This window comes from Streptomyces fradiae (genome assembly GCF_041270065.1).
GTDB lineage: Bacteria > Actinomycetota > Actinomycetes > Streptomycetales > Streptomycetaceae > Streptomyces.
In genome coordinates this window covers 68,940-88,987 of sequence record NZ_CP065958.1, presented here as the reverse complement: position 1 = coordinate 88,987, position 20,048 = coordinate 68,940, and the positions used below count along the sequence as shown (strand labels likewise).

At 74.1% G+C, this 20,048-nt stretch carries 16 protein-coding genes; 5 read left to right on the top strand and 11 right to left on the bottom strand.

The window, feature by feature from the left end; translation table 11 throughout:
• Window positions 1–76: 76 nt before the first annotated feature.
• The 5 genes from JAO84_RS00355 to JAO84_RS00335 form a co-directional block, all read right to left on the bottom strand.
• The gene (locus JAO84_RS00355; RefSeq protein ID WP_370409340.1) at window positions 77–943 is read right to left on the bottom strand and encodes a GNAT family N-acetyltransferase; all 867 of its coding nucleotides are present in this window, start codon (window positions 941–943) and stop codon (window positions 77–79) included.
• Between the two features lie 195 nt (window positions 944–1,138).
• Window positions 1,139–2,662 (bottom strand): glycosyl hydrolase family 18 protein, encoded by a 1,524-nt coding sequence (locus tag JAO84_RS00350; protein WP_370409339.1) that lies wholly within the window; start codon window positions 2,660–2,662, stop codon window positions 1,139–1,141.
• Window positions 2,663–2,887: 225 nt separating this feature from the next.
• Window positions 2,888–3,541 (bottom strand): hypothetical protein, encoded by a 654-nt coding sequence (locus JAO84_RS00345; protein WP_370409338.1) that lies wholly within the window; start codon window positions 3,539–3,541, stop codon window positions 2,888–2,890.
• Between the two features lie 71 nt (window positions 3,542–3,612).
• Window positions 3,613–4,062, bottom strand: coding sequence for a cytidine deaminase (locus JAO84_RS00340; protein ID WP_370409337.1), 450 nt, complete (start codon window positions 4,060–4,062; stop codon window positions 3,613–3,615).
• Window positions 4,063–4,145: 83 nt separating this feature from the next.
• A complete protein-coding gene (locus tag JAO84_RS00335) occupies window positions 4,146–4,607 on the bottom strand; it encodes an Lrp/AsnC family transcriptional regulator (RefSeq protein WP_370409335.1) in 462 nt (153 codons plus the stop codon).
• 99 nt (window positions 4,608–4,706) lie between these two features.
• Here JAO84_RS00335 and JAO84_RS00330 point away from each other — a divergent pair, with 99 nt between their 5' ends.
• Complete coding sequence (locus JAO84_RS00330; protein WP_370409333.1) at window positions 4,707–5,660, top strand: SMP-30/gluconolactonase/LRE family protein; 954 nt, start codon at window positions 4,707–4,709, stop codon at window positions 5,658–5,660.
• An 81-nt stretch (window positions 5,661–5,741) separates the two neighbouring features.
• Window positions 5,742–6,596 carry a TauD/TfdA family dioxygenase gene (locus tag JAO84_RS00325; protein WP_370409332.1) on the top strand — a complete coding sequence of 285 codons (855 nt, stop codon included), beginning with the start codon at window positions 5,742–5,744 and terminating at the stop codon, window positions 6,594–6,596.
• Window positions 6,597–6,632: 36 nt separating this feature from the next.
• Here the strand turns inward: JAO84_RS00325 and JAO84_RS00320 are convergent, their stop codons facing one another.
• Both JAO84_RS00320 and JAO84_RS00315 read right to left on the bottom strand, forming a co-directional pair.
• Window positions 6,633–7,541, bottom strand: coding sequence for an NAD-dependent protein deacetylase (locus tag JAO84_RS00320; protein ID WP_370409330.1), 909 nt, complete (start codon window positions 7,539–7,541; stop codon window positions 6,633–6,635).
• A gap of 126 nt (window positions 7,542–7,667) precedes the next feature.
• Window positions 7,668–8,708: a vWA domain-containing protein gene (locus JAO84_RS00315; RefSeq protein ID WP_370409329.1), complete on the bottom strand. Its 1,041-nt coding sequence runs from the start codon at window positions 8,706–8,708 to the stop codon at window positions 7,668–7,670.
• 180 nt (window positions 8,709–8,888) lie between these two features.
• Here JAO84_RS00315 and JAO84_RS00310 point away from each other — a divergent pair, with 180 nt between their 5' ends.
• From JAO84_RS00310 to JAO84_RS00300, 3 genes are read left to right on the top strand one after another with little or no spacing between them, the layout of a single operon-like run.
• A complete protein-coding gene (locus JAO84_RS00310; protein ID WP_265865792.1) occupies window positions 8,889–9,269 on the top strand; it encodes a hypothetical protein in 381 nt (126 codons plus the stop codon).
• A gap of 24 nt (window positions 9,270–9,293) precedes the next feature.
• The gene (locus JAO84_RS00305; protein ID WP_370409328.1) at window positions 9,294–11,438 is read left to right on the top strand and encodes a helix-turn-helix domain-containing protein; all 2,145 of its coding nucleotides are present in this window, start codon (window positions 9,294–9,296) and stop codon (window positions 11,436–11,438) included.
• 5 nt (window positions 11,439–11,443) lie between these two features.
• Window positions 11,444–11,998, top strand: coding sequence for an XRE family transcriptional regulator (locus tag JAO84_RS00300; RefSeq protein ID WP_370409327.1), 555 nt, complete (start codon window positions 11,444–11,446; stop codon window positions 11,996–11,998).
• A 16-nt stretch (window positions 11,999–12,014) separates the two neighbouring features.
• Here the strand turns inward: JAO84_RS00300 and JAO84_RS00295 are convergent, their stop codons facing one another.
• The 4 genes from JAO84_RS00295 to JAO84_RS00280 form a co-directional block, all read right to left on the bottom strand.
• The gene (locus JAO84_RS00295; RefSeq protein WP_370409326.1) at window positions 12,015–12,647 is read right to left on the bottom strand and encodes a dihydrofolate reductase family protein; all 633 of its coding nucleotides are present in this window, start codon (window positions 12,645–12,647) and stop codon (window positions 12,015–12,017) included.
• A 208-nt stretch (window positions 12,648–12,855) separates the two neighbouring features.
• Window positions 12,856–14,682 (bottom strand): hypothetical protein, encoded by a 1,827-nt coding sequence (locus JAO84_RS00290; protein WP_370409325.1) that lies wholly within the window; start codon window positions 14,680–14,682, stop codon window positions 12,856–12,858.
• Complete coding sequence (locus tag JAO84_RS00285) at window positions 14,679–18,743, bottom strand: DUF5682 family protein (RefSeq protein WP_370409324.1); 4,065 nt, start codon at window positions 18,741–18,743, stop codon at window positions 14,679–14,681. The genes JAO84_RS00290 and JAO84_RS00285 overlap by 4 nt, the downstream gene beginning before the upstream one ends.
• The gene (locus JAO84_RS00280) at window positions 18,740–19,894 is read right to left on the bottom strand and encodes an AAA family ATPase (protein WP_370409323.1); all 1,155 of its coding nucleotides are present in this window, start codon (window positions 19,892–19,894) and stop codon (window positions 18,740–18,742) included. Before JAO84_RS00280 ends, JAO84_RS00285 begins: the two co-directional genes overlap by 4 nt.
• Between the last annotated feature and the right edge of the window lie 154 nt (window positions 19,895–20,048).

Sequence of the window (20,048 nt, the reverse complement as noted above, 5' to 3'; positions counted from 1 at the left end):
GCGCGGAGGTGGAGTGGCCGAAACGCGCACGGCGCCTCGACCACTCCGGCAGAAGGCCGAGAAGCCGAGAGTCGGCTCAGACGTCCCGGTACCGGTCCCTGACCTCCCGCTGCCTGCGGAATCCGGCCGCCTCATAAGTGGCGACCGCACCCGCATTCGCGCTCGGCGTGCAGACGATCGCGCTCGACGCGCCCAGCTCACGGAGCGCGGCGGCCGCGGCCACGCTGATCGCCGCCCCGTAACCCCGGCGCCGGTGCTCCTGGTGCACTCCCATCGGTTCGAGCAGCCCCGGTCTGCCCCGCCCGGCCGACCAGACCGTCACCGCCGCGACCGCCGCGCCCCGGTCGTCGTACGCGACGAGGCAGCGCCCGTCCGCGTACGGCAGACCGGCGGCCATCCTGCGCCAGCGCTCGTCCGTGAACCGCGACCCGCCGAACGCGGACCGGTGCACGGCCGCGAAGTCCGGCGCCCGGTCCGGCCCGGCGGCCTCGACCCGGACACCCGGATCCCGCACCGGTTGCGACAGGTCACGGCGCAACGGTGTCCACGGCTCGTCGACGGGCCAGCCGGCCTCGGCCAGCAGATTCTGCAGCAGGGCGCCCAGCGGCGCCTCGATGTTCACCTTCCCCGCGGGCAGCACACCCCGCTCCGGCGCCGTCACGTCGGCGACCAGCCGCCGCGCCAGCTCACCGTCCTGCAGCGCGTCCGGCGCCATGGTCAGCCGCAGCAGTCCGGGCCCGTCGAGCAGCCCGACGGCGAGGATCCGGCCGCCCCGGCGCCAGGTCCGGACCGCCGCGGCGGTCGCCTCGGTCCCCGACTGCCAGAACCAGCCCAGGTCGCCCGGATGCAGCTGCATCGGCGCCCGGTCGTGCTGCCACTCCCGCAGCGCTTCCACGGCGCTGCCCAGTTCGTCAACTCCCGGCGTGCTCAAGGAAATCGCCATGCCCAGGAGCACACAGGACGGTGACGGCGCCTCGCAACCGGTTTCCGGCTGCGCACGCGGGTCGGCGGCCCCTGCCCGAGGCAGAGGCCGCCGTGTGCCGGAGGCGGGGAATCGGCTCCGGCGGTGGGCCGGCGCGCGGGCCGGTTGGGGGCCGGCCGGCGCGCGTCGGCGGGTGCGCGGACCGGGAGGGGCGGGTCAGCAGGCGCCGAGGTCCTGCCAGACCCCCCACTCGCCGGTCGTGCCGGGCTCCTCGCCCAGCGTCCACCACTTGGCCTTCCAGGTGTGCCCCTTGTGGGAGACCTGCTGCCCGCCGGTGTACACGGTGCCGGAGCTCCAGGGCGCCGCCGTGCACTGGTGCCCGGTGCCGCCGGTGATCGTGAGGGCGTAGGTCGCGGTGTGTGCGGCCGAGGGACCGGCCGCCGTGACCGTGATCTGGTACGTCCCCGAGACCGCCGCCTGGGTGGTGGACAGGGTGAGGGCCGACGAGCCGCCGGCCGTCACCGAGGCCGGGCTGAAGGAGGCCGTGACCCCGGCCGGGAGGCCGGCGGCGCTCAGGCTCACGGACTGGGCCGCGCCGGAGGTGACGGCCGTGCTGACGGTGGTCGTGGCGGAGGCGCCCGCCGTCACGGTGCCGGCGGTGGGGGCGGCCGTGACGGAGAAGTCGTCGGCCGGGGTGGTCGTCCCGCCCGTGAAGGGCGCGAAGACATGGCTGAAGTCCCAGGTGTTCTGGGCGATGCCGGAACAGTTGTCGGCCGCGGCACCGCCGGCGCAGCTGCCGTTGTCGCGCTGCAGCGCCCAGAAGGAGAGGGTGTTGATGCCCTTGCCGACGGCCCAGTCGTACACGGTGCGGGCGTTGGCCAGAGTGAAGGTCTCGGCCGGACCGAAGTCGTCCACGCCGATCATCTCGGTGATGCCGACCATGCCCCACAGCTGCGCGGCGGTCTTGGCCGGGTAGAGCTTGGCGAGCTGGTTGTAGAGGCCCTGGGCCGCGGTCTGGGTGTCCTTGGCCATGTCGTGGGCGGCGTTGTCGTAGTAGTCGAACGTCATGAGGTTGACGACGTCGACCCGTGCGCCGTTGCTGACGGCGTTCTTGAGGACGGCCAGGCCGCTGGACGCCAGGCCGGAGGTGGTGGTCGGCAGGGTGTACGAGATCTCCAGCTTGCGGCCGGACGCGGCGGCCCGGTCCTGGAGGACCTTGATGGCCTTGTTGCGCCGGTCGATGCCGGCACTGTTGTCGAGGGAGTCGACCTCGATGTCCATGTCGAGACGGGTCACGTCGTAGGTCGTGAGGACCTTCTCGTACGCGTCGGCGATCTGGTTGACGTCGGTGCAGCTGTCGGCGATCTCGGTGCCGGTGGTGTCGGCGGTGTAGCCGCCGAAGGAGGGGATCACGTCCCCGCCGCGGCCCTGCATGGTCGTGATGTCGGCGCCGAAGACGGCGGCGGAGATCGGCATGCTCGTGTCGCCGTTCCAGTACGGCGTGCACGAGCCCTTCGTCGCGGTCTGCAGGAAGGCCATGGTGAGGTGCTTGGCGCCCGACTGCGCGGACAGCGCGGCGGGGCTCTCGCCGGTCCACGCCTCGAAGTAGGGCGCGAAGACCCGGTTCGGCAGCGGCGTCGCCGCCTGGGCGGTGCCACCGCCGAGCGCGGTCAGGCCGGCCGCGGCGACGGTGGTGGTGACGGCGGCGACGATCGCGCGCCAGGAGCGCATGCGTCTCATGTCAGTCAGTCCCGGGGTGTGTGAGGGGCGGGAAGCACCCCCGTCCCGCCGGCGGCGGAGTGGGGGTGCGCCTACCGGGATAGCGGCCGCCGAGGAACCGGGTCAATGGTCTGGACCAAGAGTGGACTAGACCGGTCGAGGGTGCCGCCGGTCGTTTCCCCTGTCCATCCCGAGGGCTCCTGGACTAGACCAATTTCGGGGATTTTTACCGCCCTTGACTCACTGTCACGCGTTCCATTCGTCGCAGTACTCGATGTGGAGCTCGCGTGCGTTGCCGAGGGTGCCGTCGTTGGAGTGGAGCTCCGCGCAGTAGTGCGGACGGCTCGGGTGGGAGCGGGCGTGGGCGGGCCCGTGGCGAGCGACGTCGAGGAAGTGCCGGGTGGTCTCCCGGAACACCTTGGTGCTGCCGGTCATGAAGACGGTCTCGGCGTGGAGATGCTGGTGAAAGAGGTCCCGGTTCTCCTTGTGATGCCGGGCCGCGTCATCGATCCCGGATGCGTCCTCGAGCCCTGCGTCGGGCAGCGTCACCGTCCGCGGCCGGCCCGGACCGAGGCGGCCGCGGAGCTCCTTCCAGCGCGCCGGCGCGAACTGCAGCGAGTGGTGCAGCAGTACGAGATCGAGCCGGCGTGGCGGGTCCATCGACAGCGCGGCGGAGGGCGGCTGGTTGCCGCGCATCGGCAGATGGATCAAGGTGCGCGGAGACGTGGCCGCGAGCGCCCACAGGCCGCCGATCCGGCGGGCGGCGTGCTCGTCGACGTAGGCGTTCAGGTACCGGTCGCGATCGATGAGCACCGCACGGCGCAGCGGCTGAGCGGGGCGGATGACCGTGAACTCGGTCGCGCCGAGGCGGGTGCGGTGGATGCTGACGGATAGTCTCATCGGCTCTCCCGGACCTGCCACCCGACGGCCGGAGCGGGCGGCCCGGGCCGCCCCGCCGAGTCGGTGCTCACCTACTCGGCGCCGTCGAGCTGGTGGTCGGCCCAGACGTAACTCTCGGGCAGCAGCTCGGTGATGCGGACCGCACGGAGGCGCTCGCCCGCGCCGACGATGACCTTCAGGTCCGGGAAGTAGTCGAGGAGGACCTGGCGGCACCGGCCGCACGGGGGCACGACGCCCCGGTCGCGGTCGCCCACGGCGACGACGGTCGAGAGTTCGTACGCGCCCTGGGCGGCCGCCGTACCGATGAGCACCAGCTCGGCGCAGGGCCCGCCGGTGAAGTGGTAGGCGTTCATGGCGGTGACGATCCGGCCGTCCGCGGTGCGTGCCGCGGCCGCCATCGTGTGGTTGTCGCCGTGGCTGCGGGTCCGGGCGACACGGGCCGCGGCCTCCACGAGTTCGTGGTCGACGAGTCCCTGATCGTCGAGTGCCTGGTCGTCGGCGGGGCGCGGCTCCGCGGTCATCTTCTCGGCCTTCCTCTTCCGGCTTCGGTGCCAGGAGACCGTGCCCCACGCGGGTGAAGATCCGCAAGCGGAATTCGGCGCCGCTACGCCGGCTGCTCGCCGCCGTCCCGCCGCACCGCCACCGGCCGCTCGAAGAACGTCTCGAGCACCACCGTCGCCTGCGTGCCGCTCACCCCGTCGATCGCGTACAGGCGGCGCAGCACGTCCTGCAACTGCTCCGTTGTCGTCGTCCGCACCTTGACCAGCACCGTGGCGCTGCCGGCGATGACGTGGGCCTCCAGGATCTCCGGGAGCGCGGCGAAGGCGTCCGCCGAATCGCCCATCCAGGCGCTGGAGTCGACCATCACATACGCGAGGACGCCGCCGCCCACCACGGCCGGGTCGACCTCCACCGTCGTGCGCCGGATGACTCCGCGCTCGCGCAGCTTGCGCACGCGCTCGTGCGCGGCCCCGGCGGACAGACCCGCAGCCCGGCCGAGCGCGGCGTAGGACTGGGTGGCGTCCCGCTGGAGTTCGGCCAGCAGGGTCCGGTCTATGTGATCCACAACTCTCCGTTCGGTACAGACTTGTGGAGACCATAGCTCATCCTGCATTCTCCCGAACGAGCCGAAGAAGGTTCGGCTGACATGGCATGGAGGGGAACCATGACCGGCGAAGGCCCCGCACTCTACGAGCTGTTCGACGAGCGCTTCCGCACCGGACGGTGCATGAACGGAGACGCCGACCTGGAGGTTCTGTACACCGGCTGCCGCTGGGCCGAGGGGCCCCTCTACGTGCCGGCCTGGCGCCAGCTGGTGTGGAGCGACATCCCCAACGACCGGATGCTGCGCTGGGACGAGGAGACCGGAGCGGTCAGCGTCTTCCGCCGGTCGGCCGGCCACACCAACGGCAACACGCTCGACCGGCAGGGCCGCCTCGTCACCTGCGAACAGGGCAACCGCCGGGTGACCCGTACCGAACACGACGGCACCATCACCGTCCTCGCCGACCGCTGGCAGGGCAAGCGCCTCAACAGCCCCAACGACGCCGCCGTGAAGTCCGACGGCTCGATCTGGTTCTCCGACCCCGACTTCGGCATCACCAGCGACTATGAGGGCTACCGCGCCGACAGCGAGATCGGCGCCAACAACGTCTACCGCATCGACCCCGACACCGGCGAAGTGCGCCTCGTCGCCGACTGCTTCGGCGCACCGAACGGCCTGGTCTTCTCCGCCGACGAGCAGCAGCTGTACGTCTCCGACACCCGCGCCGGACACGTCCGTGTCTTCGATGTGCGCGACGACGGCACCCTCTCCGAGGGCAAGGTCTTCGCCGACGCCACCGCACGCCCCGGCGCCCGCTTCGACAACCTGCGCTTCGACGACGGCGGCCGCCTGTGGGCGGCGGCCATGGGCGACGGCGTGCACTGCTACGACCCCGACGGCACCCTGATCGGCCGGCTCGTCGTGCCCGAGGCCGTCGCCAACATCTCCTGGGGCGGCGCCAAACGGAACCGCCTCTTCATCGCCGCCGAGACCAGCCTCTACTCCGTGGTCATGGCCGTCACCGGCACCCACCCGACCGGCCCGGGCAGGTCGCCCTGGACCCGCTCGGTTTGAAACGGCCCCGCCGCCGCCAGCCTGAGAAGGAGATCACAGAGGCGGCGGCGGGACGGCGGGACGGCGGGGAGGGTGAGTGGCATGACGGACGGACTCCGCGAGGCCGAGGGGCCTCTGGGCTGGCATCCGGCCGGGCTGAGGACCGAGGACTGGCTGATCCCGGCGACGGAAGCCGATGCCGGAGGCGCACTCCCGGCACGGATCAACACCGCCCTCTGGTACGGGACGGGCTTCGCCGTCCTCCGCGGCCTGGCGCTCGCGGGGCTGACCGACCGCCAGTCCGTCGAGCTCTGCGCACACCTCGTCGCCCGGGTGTGCGCCCCCGCGGGTCTACGGCTCCAGAGCTCGGCCAACGAACTCCTGACCGCCACCACGGCCCCCGCCCTTCCGACGCTCGCCGGACCGGAAACGCCCGCCACCCCCAGTGGCGACGCACACCTCCTCCTCCCGCACATGGACCGCGGCGAGGGACCCGAGCCCCCGAGGCTCCTGGCCCTCCTCTGCATCCGCCCGGCCGCCGAAGGCGGCGCGTCCCTCCTCGCCAGCGGCCCGGCCCTGCACGACCACCTCGCCACCGCCCATCCGGACGCCCTGCGCGAGCTGCACCAGGACTTCCACTTCGGCCGCGGTCCCGGCTTCGACCGCGTCCGCCCGGTCTTCCGCCACGAGGACCGGACCCTGCGCGTGCACTACAACCGCTACTGGATCAACCGCGGCCAGGACGAGACCGGCACCCCCTTCACCCCTGCGCGGCGCGCCGCCCTGCAGCGGATGGAGACCCTGCTCCAGGACCCCGCCCTGGTGCTGAAGCTGCCCCTGCGGCGAGGGGACCTCCTCCTGGTGAACAACTCCGCCGTCCTGCACGGCAGAACACCCTTCACGGACAGCGGAGTGCCGGGTAGCGGGCGCTGTTACGCGCGCGTCTGGGCGGACTGACCAAGCGCGCACCCGCTGCGGGTTTCGGGGGCGCCCTCAGGGTGCGGGGGCGTCCGCCCGGCCCTCCAGCGGCACGGCGAGGCCTTCGGCGAGGGCGGTCAGAGCCGCGCCCAGAGGGAGCGCGACACGGGTACGGGCGTGCCGGTCGCCCCGGGTGGGATCTTGGTTGATGATCAGCACGGCCTTTCCGGCGTCGGCGGCCTGCCGTACGAACCGGAGCCCGGACATCACCGTCAGCGACGAACCCAGGACCAGCAGCGAGGACGCTTCACGGACGAGGGCGCGGCAGTGCTCGACCCGCTGCGGCGGCACGTTCTCGCCGAAGAACACCACATCCGGCTTGAGCACCCCGCCGCACACGGTGCAGGGCACGACCCGGAAGTCCGCGACCTGCTCGTCGGTGAGATCGGCGTCCCCGTCCGGGTTCAGCGCGGCCGGTACCGGCGCGAACCCCGGATTGGCCCCCTCCAGCCGCTCGGCGAGCTCCCGGCGCCCGCTGAAGGTCCCGCACGACAGGCACACGACCCGGCGCAGGCTTCCGTGCAGCTCCACGACATCGGTGCTGCCGGCGGCCTGGTGCAGATGGTCGACGTTCTGGGTGATCACCCCGGACAGCAGCCCGTGCCGCTCGAAGGCCGCGACGGCCCGATGACCGGCGTTGGGCAGTGCGCGGCCGAAGGTCCGCCACCCCAGATGGCTGCGGGCCCAGTACCGCCGCCGCGCCCGGACGCTCCCGGTGAAGTCCTGGTACGTCATCGGGGTGTGCCGGCTCAGGCTTCCGCCCTCACCGCGGTAGTCGGGAATGCCCGACTCCGTCGAGATCCCCGCCCCGCTGAGCACCACCACCTTGCCCGCCCGTAGCACCTCGGCCACCGGAGTGAGATCCGTGGTCGCGGGCGGCAGGTCCTCGGTGGGCGTCCAGCTGAGGGTCGGGCGCGTACGCATGCGCCCAGGGTACGTGACCGCCCGCCCCCGCCACCCGGCCGCGTGCCCCGCCCTGCCGCCCCCGCCCGCGCCGTACGCCCCGGCCGGGCCGGGAGCCGGCCGACCGGGGCTTGACGCCTCCGCGGATCAGTTCATGATCAGCAGCCGCGTGTTCGGCACGAGCCTGCGGTTCACGCTGGTGCTCTGCACGAAGATCGTGTAGTCGTCGTTGTGGTCGGGCTTGATCCGGACCTCGACGTCGGGAAGGCCGAGCAGCGCCCGCGCCTCCGGCCCGGAGTACACCCGGTCGGTGCTCTTCTCCAGGACCGCGATCTGCTTGCGCGCCTGGACCTTCTCCGGCTTGCTCAGCTGGTAGTACGCCCCGCCGGTGCGGTAGGTGAGACCGCTCTCGACGACCCACTCCTTGATCCCCGCGTCACGGGCCACCGCGACCAGCTGGTACTCCGACGGATTCACCGGCGTGAGGCCGGCCGCCTTGATGGTGTCCTTGTTGACCGCCTCCGCGCCGGTCGAGAACACCGCCCGCGTGCCGCGGATGCCCTTCGTACGGCCCACCATGAACTTCTCGGTGGCCTCCTGGATGACCTGTCCGGCCTCCTCCAGACCCTGCGTGCTGGTGGCGTCCCAGATCGCGATGTTGTCCTTGGGGAACCCGCACTGCGTGGCCTCCCGCTTGCCCATCTGGTCGGGCACGAGGACGGCCAGCGTCCAGTTGTCGTCCTGCTTCTCGATCATCTCGGCCACCGCCGCCACCAGCGCGCGCGGGTTCTTCGTCGGCGCGTCCGGGCTGCGGTGGCTCGCGTTCTCCTGGCCGTCGGTGAGGATGAACGTCAGGAAGCTGTGGTCACCGTAGAGCTGAGCCGTCTGCGCCAGCTCGCGCTGCGACTTCAGCGCCGCCGCGAGCAGCGCCGTCATCCCGCCCGCCCGGTACAACTGCTTCAGGGACGGCATCCGCAGGACGTCCTTGTCGTAGATGACGCACTCCACCTTGTCGGCGAAGACGTACACCGTGACCCGCGTCTCCTGGTCGAGCTCCCGCGACCGGCGCGCGAGGTACGCGATCTGCTGGTCGGCGACCTCGACGACCTTGCGGCTCAGGTGCGACATCGACGAGCTGGCGTCCAGGACGAGAGCGACATGGTTGATGTAATTCTGGTTCTTGGACACGACGAATTCCCCCAAATCCCGGTGTTCCGGTGTTCCGGCTTGATGGAACTACCGTCTCACCCACCACTGACAATCGATCAGATGTTCATCGGGCGCCTCGCACCCGGGTGCGCGACACGCCCACCGGGGGAAGCGAACAACGTTTCGTTGTTTCGTTGCCGCGCCCGCTAGGGTGGCGCCATGGCGGATGACACTCGGCTCGAACCGCGGAACCGGCTCGCCGGCCTCGCCGACTTCCCGCTGCCCGACAGTGCCCCGGCACAGGCCCTCCAGCAGGACTCCGCCCTGCTGGGCAGGCTGCTGGCAGGCGCCGCGCACGGCGACGGCGCGGGGGAGCGGGCGGTCTCCGACGAGGACGTGGCCGCGGCCCTCGGGCTGTTCGAGGAGATGCGGACGGCCCTGGACCGGATGGAGGCGCAGGTGGTCATCGAGGCCCGGCGCCGCGGCCTCGAGTGGCGGGAGATCGCCCGCCATCAGGGAATGAAGTCCTCGCAGGCCGCGTCCCAGCGCTACCAGCGTCTGGTGACCCGCCTCGAGGAGATCCGTCAGGGCATTCGGTAACACCGGGCAGGAGACACCCCTTTCATGAGCAACCAGCCCTCGGATCCGCTCGCGGCCGTCGACGCGCTCCTCGCCGCCGTGGAATCCGGCCAGATCCTGCCCGCGCCGGCCGAACGCGTCCGTCTGCGCGAGGCCGCCGGACTGACCCAGGCCGCCGTCGCCCAGGCCCTCGGCGTCCGGCTGCCCAGCATCCAGGCGTGGGAGGAGGGCCGCGCGGAGCCCAGGGCCGAACGCCTCCAGGCCTACCGGCGCCTGCTCGAAGGCCTCGCCCAGCGCTACCCCGCGCCGCCGCGGCACGAGCCCGCGCCCGCGCCCGTGTCCGTAACCCCGGCCGTGCCCGTAACCCCGCGCGTACCGGAGTCCGGGCAGGTTCCGGTGCCGGGTGCCCCGGAGTCCCCGGCGGCTCCGGGCGCCCAAGCCGCGCGACCGTCCGCACGCCGTGCTCCGGCCGCTGCCGCCCCCCGCTCCCACCCCCGCCGGCCGGCCGTGAAGACCACAGCGCCTCCCGCGTCGGACCCGCGGTTCCCGCACGGCCCGCTCGCCGTCCTGGACGGCGACGGATCCGCGTACGGCGTTGACGGCATCGTCCTCGACTGCCCCGCCACCACGCTCGTGGACCTGGTGGAGTGGACCCTCGCCGAGTCCGGCCTCGGCGCACCGCGCCTGCACCGCTACGGCAAGGACTCCGACCCGCTGATCGTGCTCACCGCCTCCGCCGCGGCGCGGCTCGGGCTGCCCGAGCGACTCGAGGACCGCCGGGGCCTGCGCCTTCCCGAGGACCATCCCGTGGTCAAGCAGGTCACGAAGGCGAAGTGGAAGCTCACCCGGCGCGGCTTCGGCCCCTGGGCCCGTGTCTACCGGCCGTCCGAGGGCAACCGCCGGATGTGCGTGCAGCTCGCCGTCCTGCCCTGGGACGCCCTCGACGAGCGGTCCTGGCCCGGCGTCGCCGACCTGGACCCGGCCGACATCGCCCGCGTCCTCGGCGTCTACGCCCAGCGGGTCATCACCCCGCGCGGCTCCACGGCCGTCTCGGGCCTCGAACTGATGACGGCGCTGCGCCCGCCGACCAGGGCCGTGCAGGACCGGACCACCGGACAGTGGGTGTCCGGCCATCACCCCGGGTCCCTCGGCACGGAGCCCATGGACCCGGCGCCGCCGGAGGCCACCGCCGAGCATCCCGTGGTCGTGCACACCGGGTGGAAGAGCGGCTTCCTCGACGAGGAGGCCTACCAGTGGGTCCGCGACCTCGATCTGCTCTCCGGCGACGAGGCGGCGCTGCCGTATGCCGTCGGCCTGGACCTCAACACCGCCTTCCTCGCCGCCGCGTCGCGCCTGACCGTCGGCCTGTCCGAGCCCGAGCACTTCACGAGCCCCCGCTTCTACCCCAAGGTCCCCGGCTCCTGGCTGGTCGACCTCTCCCACGTCGAACTGGACCCGCGCCTGCCCTCACCGTTCACCCCGGACGGCACCCGCCCGCAAGGGCCGGCCTGGTACCAGACCCACACCGTCGCGTACGCCCAGGAGCTCGGCTACGACGTCGAGATCCTCGAGGCCTATCTGCGCCGCGAGACCGGCGCGTACCTCGATCCCTGGCACGACCGCCTCAAGGACGCCTACGTCGCCACGCTCGCCGAACTCGGCGTCACCAAGGATCTCAGCGATACCGAGTTCCTCGCCGCGATGGAACACCACAAGGAGCAGGACCCCGCGCTCGCCGCCGTACTCGCCGCGATCAAGGCCACCGTCAAGGGCGGCGTCGGCAAGCTCCGCGAACGCCCGCAGGGCAAGGGCTACCGGGACGGCGACCGCTGGCCCGCCCTGGAACGCCCCACCTGGCGCCCCGACATCCGCGCCGCCGTCATCTCCAAGGCCCGGGTCAACATGCACCGGAAGCTGCGCAACATGGCGGAGATGACCGGCCGTTACCCGCTCGCCGTGCTCTCCGACTGCGTCGTCTACCCGAGCCCCGGCGCCTCGCCGCTCGACTTCCTGCCGTACGACGCCTCCGGCAAGGCGAAGCCGGGCGGCTTCCGCCTCGGCCCCTCCCCGGGCCTCGCCAAGCTGGAGGGCGTCCAACCGATGGCGTGGGCGGTCGACCTGATGGAGCAAGGCCTCAACCCGGCCCGGCACATCAAGGGCGGCGACGCCGTCCTCGACGAAGGTGAGTGACCACCGTGGGAGACATCGACGACGCCCTGGAGCGCGCCGACCGTGAACACTTCACGAAGGCGCCACCCCGAACGCTCCAGGCCCGGATCAGATTCCTGCTCAAATACCAGAGCGCCAAGGAGATCGGCCAGGAGATCGGCGTCACCGCGGACTCCGTCAACCGCTACCGCCGAGGCACCCGCAAGCACCCGCCCAAGGACGTCGCCGCCCACATCGAGGCGGCCGTGCTCGCCCGCTGGCAGCCCCAGGTCCGCCGCCGCCGGCAGAAACACGCCGCCACCACCGGCGGCATCACCGTCGAGACGCGCGCCCGCTTCGGCTACACCGCCCCGGTCGGCACCACCGACGACGGCCGCTTCCGCCGCCTCACCGTCCACCTCCCCGCCGCCTTCGCCCGCCGCCTCTTCGACGCCCGCGAGGCCGGCGCCGACGACCGGCGGATGCGGCAGATCATCGCCGACGGACTGCGGGAGACCTACTTCCAGGACGGCGGCCGCCGCGCGACGGGCCTGTCGGAGGTGGAGATCAACGACATCGACTACCTCGATCTGGAATTCTGACCGGGCCCGGCAGCCTTCAGGCGTCGCTTCCCACGCCTCGATCGGGCAGGGACATGTCGCCCGTGGCGGGCGTGCCCTCGGCGAGGGCGTAGCGCAGGTACACGGTGCCCTTCGGGCTGGCCGCCGGGGGGTCGAGGAGGGTGATGTTGGTGGGCACCGCGCCGTCGTCGAACACCTTCTTGCCGACGCCGAGCACGAGGGGGTGCAGCCAGAGGTCGAGACGGTCGAAGAGCTTCTCGTGGAGGAGCGTCTGTACGAGGTTCAGGCTGCCGACGACCTTCACGTGTTCGTGGCGGTCACGGATCTCACGGACCGCGTCGGCCAGGTCCGGGCCGAGCTGAGTGGACCCGGCCCACGAGAGGTCGGGCTTGCCGCGGGAGGCCACGTACTTCGGGATGCTGTTGAAGAGCGTGCCGAACGCGTCCTTCTGGTGCGGCCAGTAGGAGGCGAAGATGTCGTACGTCCGCCGGCCGAGCAGCAGGGCGTCCGTACCCTCGTACGCGGCCTCGATCTGGGCGCCGGCGACGTCGTCGAGCAGCGGCGCCTGCCAGCCGCCGAAGGGGAACCCGATGGGGTCCTCGTCGGGGCCGCCGGGCGCCTGCCCGACGAGGTCGAGGGTGGCGAACATGGCGATGTGGATGCGTCCCATGGCGTGCTCCCGGTGCGTTGATTGGTCTCGTCAAGAGGTAGACCTGTGGGTGCCCGCAGACTCATCGCCCCGAACCCGGCTTCACCCGATCGGCCGGGCCCGGCGCCCTCCGTGGGCGTGGCGACACGTACGGTTGCGACTCGGCAGGCCCGCACCCGCCACGCTCCCGCGCCGCGGAACGCCGGACCGGCAGCTCACGGAGCTCGGCTTACGCCCAGGACGCCGCCACCAATGACCGCTCCGCGGCCGCCAGGTGCACGGCCGAGGCGAGCCAGGCCCTCGCGTAGGCGTCGGCCGAGGGGTCGGTCAGGCGGCCGAACGCGTCGCGGGGGCGGCGGCCCGCCTCCACCGTCACGTTCCGGGCGAGGCGGGCCGCGCCGCCGAGGCCCGCCCCGGTCAGCCGGGCGGCGAGCGAGGCCGCGTCCGTGCCGCGGCCCGCTTCCGCCACGGCACGGCGACCGCCCGCGACGCCCGTCTCAAGGAGGCGCCGGACGCGCCACAGGGGAGCGTCCGCCAGCGGGTCGGGTCCCGCGCTCACCGGCTCGGGGGCCGCGGCTGCCGCAGTCTCACGGGGGAAGTGCTCACCCTGGAGCCGGTCGTAGCCCAGGTCGGCGTGACCCTTCCAACCGTCCGGCAGCCGCAGCGTGGCGGACGCCCCCGGCACCGGCCCGACCGCGAGCGGCCGGAGCGTCGCCGCCCGGTCCAGGTCGGGACGGCCGAGCACGCGCAGGGCGAGCCCCGGGTGCTCGGCGATCCGGCGCAGGTTGGCGGAGTGCGGCAGCTCGGGATGGGGGTGCGCGGGGCGGAGCCGCAGCAGCGGACCCTCACCGGCGACGCGGACGACGACACAGTCGCCGGCCGCCCCGATCACCTCGACGTCACAGCCCAGCAGACCCGGCGCCGTATCCTCGGTGAGCACGTCGGCCATCGCCTCCCGCACCGGCCGGGCGAAGAGGGCGGCAGCGGGCTTCTCGGACCAGTCCACCCCGCGCAACGGCGTCGCGCTGACACCCCGCCCCGCCCCGAGCCGCCCGTCCGCCGAGACGGTCGCGCCGACGATCCGCAGACCCCCGCGCGCCAGCCCCGCGTGATCGAGGACGGCGCCACCGAGCGCCACGGACGCGGACCCCGCGCCCTTCACCCGGGCGAGACCGCCGGGGCGCACGTCGGAGACCGTGTAACCGGTGCCGTCCGCGCCGACCAGGTGCGTGGTCACTCCGCCGTAACCCGTCGCGGACAGCACCGGCTCCCGGCACAGCCCGTACACCCGCAGGCTGCCGCCCTGCTCGTAGACCCGGCGCGCGGAGCCCGCCGCTTCCACGTCGGCCGATCCGGAGGCGAGCAGGGCGGCGCCGGCCAGCAGCTCACGGAAGGCCTCGGCGAGGTCGCCGAGCCGCTGGCCCCCGCGCCGCTCCCGGGCGGCCCGCAGGCCCCGTACGACGCGCAGCGCGGCGGCCTCCGCCCGCGGCAGCCCGGCCAGCCGTGCCGTGTGGGCCGCTCGGAGCAGCTCGGCCTGCACCACCGCGCCGCCCGCCGTGACACCGGCGGACAGGGCCTCGGCGGCGGCGTCCCACAGCGCCGAGGCGGCGCGTACCTGCGGCGCGGAGAGAGCGACCGGGGCCACGGACTCGGTCACAACCTCGGCGGCGGGGACGGCGGATGCGCCCTCCTCGCGCCCCGGGCCCGAGCCGTCGGTCTCGTCCGTACCCGACTCCTCGGCCCCGCCCGCGTCGCCCTCCCCGTCGGCGATCGGGGCCGCGCCCAGGACCGCGGCCCGGTGCAGACAGCGCGGGGCCAACAGACAGGAGCACACGGCCTGTTCCGCCGCCGTGATCGCGCCGGACGGACCGGGGCGGAGCGTGACCGCGGCGTCCTCGCCGAAGCGGACCTCGACCGCCCCGTCGGCTGTGGCGGCGGCCTGGTCGGCGCAGCCCGCGATCGCCGCGTCGAGTTTCTTGCGCAGCCGGGCGCTGAGCTGTTCCACGGCGTCGGCGAGGACGTCGGGGGCGACGGGAGGCAGGAGTTCGGTGCTCAACGGGGTTCTCCACGGAGGCGGTCGCCCACCCAGCGGGCGAGTTCGAGCGGACTGAGGGCGGCCACCGGCATACCGGCCGCGACGAGCTGCCGCGCCACGGACACCGAGTAGCGCGGTGTGCCGGTGTCGTCGAGCGCCGCGCAGCCCAGCAGGTGGGCGCCGGAGGACGCCAGGGCCCGTACCTCGCCCAGCAGCCCGCCGAGCGGCGCGCCCTCCTCGAAGTCGCTGACCACGACCACGAGCGTGCGGCTCGGTACGGTGATCAGCGACCGCGCGTGCGCGAGCCCGGCCGCGATGTGCGTACCGCCGCCGACCCGGACCTCGAGCAGCAGCGACAGCGGATCGTCCACCCGGTCGGTCAGGTCGATCACCTGGGTGGAGAAGGCCAGGAAGTGCGTGGACAGGGTCGGCACCCCGCCCAGGACCGCGGCCGTCAGCGCCGACCAGATCACCGAGGCCTCCATCGAGCCGGAGACGTCGACGACGAGGACCAGACGCCAGTCCGCCTCCTTGCTCGCCCGCGTGCTGAACAGCGGCCGCTCCGGTACGACGACCAGCCGGCCGTCCTCCGTCCGCCGGGTGTGGGCGAGGTTGGCCCGCAGGGTCCGGGCGAGGTCGAGGCGGCCGCCGGGGCGCCGGGTCGGGCGCGGAGTGGCCAGACCGGTGAGCGCCGGGCGCAGGCGGGTGGCCAGCGCCCGGGACAGTTCGTCGACGAGCCGCTTCACCAGCGGCCGCAGCCGGGCGAGTTGGGCCTCGGGCATGCCACCGGCGAGGGACAGCACCGCACCGAGCAGCTCCACCGACGGCCGTACCGCCGCCGGATCGAGCTGCGCGAGCACGTCCGTGCGACCCGCGTCGGCGGCCTCCGCGAGGACCTCCTCCCGTACGTCGGTCCCGAAGAGGGCCTCCAGCTCCTGCGCCCACTCCCGCGCGGTGGGGAAGGACGGGTCCTGACCGCCGCCCTGGCCGGGCGCGCCGCCGTCCAGGTCCTGCGCGCCCTCGCCGCGTCCGCGGCCGTAGAGCTCGTCCAGGGCATGGGCGTAGCGGCGCGCGTCGCCGGCGAGCCGTTCCTTGTGGCGGCCGAGCAGCAGCCGCCAGCGGTCGGCGCGGCCGAGCCTGCGGTCCGTGTCGTCCGTGTCCGCGATTCCTGGAGTGCGGCCGTCGACTTCGGTCTCCGGCGCGATCCGGTCACTGGCGTCGGCGTCGGCGTCGACTGCGGCGTCGGTGTCCGCGTCCGTGTCCGGCAGCCCCAGGGTCTTCAGCGCGGCCGAGCCCGCCGCGTCGGCCGCCGCCCACAGGGCGAGCAGCTCGGGCGGGGCGTCGAGCGACAGGTCGAGCCGGTCGCCGAGCCGCTCCGTCACGGTGGTGAGCAGCCGGTCGCGCGCCGCCGGGGCCAGTGCGTCGAAGCCGCCGCGCAGGGCCGGCAGCCGGTCGAGGAACTCCTGGTCGGCCAGTGTATCGACCCGGTCCATGAGCGGGTCGAGCGCGTCCGGCGACGCCTGGAGCAGCGGACCGGCGGCCGTGAGCAGCCCGGTGAGACGCTTCGTCAGCGCCCGGCGCGTGTCGGGCGCCGTGGCGCCGTCGATCCAGCCGGCCGTACGCCCGCCGAGCCCGGCCGCGTCGTCCAGGTCGAGCAGTACGCGTACGGCGACGGCGGCGCCCTGGATGAGCGGGGCGCCCTCGGCGGCCAGCTCGGCGAGCGCCCGGTCGAGCCGGAGGCCCAGATGCCGGGCGGCCGCCCGGTCCGCGAGGGCCACCAGCGCACCGGCGTCGGTGGCGCTGTCGCTGCCGGCGAGGCCGGGCAGGGAACGCACCGCGGCCTCGAGCAGCTCCTCCGCGAGCGCGCCGGCCGCCGTGCGGGCGTCCTGCGTCGTACCGGGGTAGTGGCCGCGCCGCAGCCCCTCCAACAGGTCCAGGGCCTGGAGGAGTTCGGGCAGGTCGGTGCTGTCGGGCAGCACGGCGGAAGCCTCGTGCAGGCGCGCGTCGACCAGTTCGGGCAGGTCGCAGCGCGCGGCGGCGGTCAGCCCGGTCAGGATCTGCTCCGGGGTGGGGCCGCCCTCGGCGGCCGCCTGGCGCGCGGTCGCGGCGAGCGTTCCGGCGGCCGCCTGGGCCGCGGTCACCCCGCGCACGCCCGCGAGGTCGAGGCGCGCGGGCACGGACGGCGTCCACGTCAGACGCCACTTGGTGCCGAGCGCCGTGCCGTCGCCCGTGCTCGCCACGTCCAGGGGTTCGCCGTACGAGGCACCGATCACGAGGAGCCGCCGGAGCAGCACCTCGCGACGGCCGTCCAGCGGCGAACGGAGCGGATCGAGGCGCAGGTCGCGGCGGTCCGGGTCGTCCGGCCGGGGCAGCCGCAGGTCCGCGAGCTCGGCCTCGACCGAGGGGCCGAGACCGGACCGCGGCGCGTGCGGGCTGATCCGGCCGCGCGCCGTACCGACGAACACGGCCTCCAGCGCCCGGGCCAGGGCCCGTCCCCGGCCGAGCGGTTCGCCCTGACCGAGCACGGTGGTGACGGCCTCCAGGAGCTCGCCGCGCCCGGGCGCGGGCAGCCCGCGCAGCGCGGCCAGATCGCAGGCCAGACGCAGGGTCTCGGCGGCCTCACCGGTCCCCGCGGTGTGACCGGCCCGCCGCAGCTCCCGGCACAGACCGGTCACCGCGTCGGCAGCCGCCACCCGGATCCGCTCCGGATCGCCCGCCGCGGTCAGCACCGCCTGCTGCCACAACGGGTCGCGGATCCCGGCCGGATACCCGGACCGGGAGTCGAGCAGGTCGAAGGAGTACGGGACGAGCGACGTCACCGCCGCACCCTCGCCGCCCGCCCCGCTCCCAGCGGGCGTCCGTGCGGTTCCCGCACTCGTCCCGGACCCGTCCGGCGGGCCCGTACGCGCGCTGCCCGGTCTGCCCGTAGCGGAGCCGTCCGAGTGGGTGCCCACTCGGTGCGGTCCTGCCGGACCTGCCTCCGCCGTACCGGCCGCGGTAGCTTCGCCACCCGCTCCGGAGGCTGCTCCCGGGCCGGACCCGACGCCGTCGGACTCGTCTGGCGGGCCCGTGAGCACCCCGCCGGGTGTGTCCGTACCGGAGCTGTCCGAGCTGGCGTCCGCTCGGCGCGGTCCGGTCGGATCCGCCTCCGCCGTACTGGCCGCAGTGGCTTCGCGGCCCGCGTCGGACTCGTCCCGCGCTTGGCGAGGTCCGGTGGGGCCCGTCTCCGTACCGGCCGCGGTGGCTTCGCCACCCGCCCTGGTAGGCGCTCCCGAGGCTGCTCCCGCGCCCGCCGCGGCGGCGTCGGACTCGTCTGGTGTGCCCGTACCGGACCCCGAACCGGCCTCCACCTGGCCCCCCGCCTCCGCGGACGCGAGGAGCGCCGGCGCGTGGAAGGCGCCGATCACGGCCGCCACCCGGCGACCGTCCGCCGAGGCGGTGGCGAGCACCTGCCGCATCCGCTCCTCCCGGGCCAGGTCGGTGGCGGGGACGGCGGCGTCGGTGCGCAGGGCCCAGCCCACGCCCAGGGCGGCGCGGCGGACCGCGTCCGGGGGGCAGCCGGGGGCCAGGACCTCCACCGCACGGTCCCAGAGGTCGTCGCCGTCCCGGCCGGTGCCGGCCGCGGCGAGGGCCGAGGCGTACGAGCGCCGACGCCCGGGTGCGGTGTCAGGCGCACCTGCACCATCGGCCTCGCCCGCGTCCGGCTCGGGCACGGCCCCTGCCGACCAGCCGGGATCACCGAGGGGAAGGTCGCAGCAGACGACCTCCACCCCGCGGCTTCTGGCCCAGCGGACCGCGGCGAGCTCCGGTGAGAAGTCGGCGAACGGGTAGAAGGAGAGCCGGCCGCCCTCGCCCGCTCCGGCCAGGGCGACCGGGGCGAGGGTCTCGGGGTCCGCCAGGTGTTCCAGCCAGGGCTGGAAGTCGGCGGGGAGTTCGACGCAGACCACCTCGGCCCGCGCCTCGTCCAGGAGGGCGGGCACCACCGCGGCGAGTGCGGGGCTGTGGTGGCGTACACCCAGGAGGTACGGCGCGCGGGACGCGGCCAGCGCGTCCACGGCCGTCCGGGGATCGAGGGTCCTCAACGCAGGCTCCCGCGCAGGTCCCAGAGCCGGCGCCACATCGCCGAGCCGTTCTCGGCGCGGCGGCGCACCGGGCCGTCCCAGTAGCCGAGCAGCCGGGCGTGGTCGGCCGGGTCGTCCTTGCGGACCACGCCGAGCAGATGGCCAGGCAGCAGGTCCAGGGCGTCCCCGCCGGGCAGGTAGGCGGCGGCGACGCCCAGCGAGGCCGCCACCTGCACGGCCTCGGCGGTGGACATGACCGTGCCCGGGCGCTCCACGTCCCAGCCCTCGGTGGAGCGGCCGGAACGCAGATCGCGGAAGACGGTGACGAGGGCGTCCAGGACGGCGTCGTCGACGGCGAAGGCCGCGCCCGCGCGCTGCACGGCGGCGACCGCCTGGCGGCGGATCAGGACCGCCTCGGCGTCGGCGTCGGCGATCGGGTCGACCGTCTCGAAGTTGAAACGGCGCTTGAGCGCGGCCGACATCTCGGAGACGCCCCGGTCGCGCAGGTTGGCCGTGGCGATGACGGTGAAGCCGGGCGCGGCACGGACGACCGCGTCCTCGGTGGCGGTGAGCTCGGGCACGCTGATCCGCCGGTCCGACAGGATGGAGACCAGGGCGTCCTGCACCTCGGGCAGACAGCGGGTGATCTCCTCGACCCGCACCACCATTCCGGCCCGCATCGCGGCGAGGACGGGGGAGTCCACCAGGGCCTGCGGGGTGGGACCCTGGGCGAGCAGCAGGGCGTAGTTCCAGCCGTAGCGGAACGCGTCCTCGGTGGTGCCCGCCGTGCCCTGCACGGTCAGGGCGCTGGTCCCGCTGACGGCGGCCGCGAGCAGCTCCGACAGCATCGACTTGGCCGTGCCGGGCTCACCGGTGAGCAGCAGACCGCGCTCTCCGGCGAGGGTGACCACACAGCGCTCGACCAGTGCGCGCTCGCCGACGAACTTCGGGGCGATCACCAGCTTCGACGGCAGACCGGCGCGCCGCCCGGGGAGGGCCAGCTCGACTCCGTCGCTGCCGCAGACGAACGTGACGACCGCGCGCGGGGTCAGCGCCCAGCCGGGCGGCCGCGGACCGGTGTCCTGGGCGGCGAGGAAGGCGAGTTCGGCGGCGTGGCGCTCCTCGGCCGGCTGGCCCTGCCGGACGGGCGTGCTCTGTTCGGTGACGGTCATGCGGTTTCCTTCGGGTTCCTTCGTCGTGGTGCGACAGACGTGTGTACGGGGACGGGGGCCGGCGCGGCGCACCCGGGGCGAGCGGGTGCGCCGCGCCGCGCCGGCGACGGGCGGCCGGTCAGCGGCGGCTCAGGCACCGTTCGACGGCACCGCG